General features: G+C 62.1%; 1 protein-coding gene. It reads left to right on the forward strand.

Annotation, left to right across the window (positions count from 1 at the left end; genetic code table 11):
- Positions 1-240: glutathione S-transferase N-terminal domain-containing protein (locus tag AF337_RS15905; protein WP_193393628.1), on the forward strand; the 240-nt coding region annotated here is incomplete at both ends.

Raw genomic sequence — 240 nt, forward strand, 5'->3', positions numbered from 1 at the left:
ATGTCGAAGGCGGCACTGACGATTTCCTCGAAGAACTACTCCTCATGGTCTCTGCGCGGCTGGCTGCTGTGCCGGATGGCGGGGCTGGACTTCGCCGAAGTCCTTGTGGAGCTGGATGACGAGGCGCGCCAGGAACTGCTTCTGCTTTCACCGTCGGTTCTAGTGCCGAGGCTGACCCATGACGACGTGACGGTCTGGGACACGCTGGCGATCGCGGAATATCTCCACGAAGTGGCGCCC

Source organism: Rhizobium ecuadorense (assembly GCF_001187535.1).
Lineage (GTDB): Bacteria > Pseudomonadota > Alphaproteobacteria > Rhizobiales > Rhizobiaceae > Rhizobium > Rhizobium ecuadorense.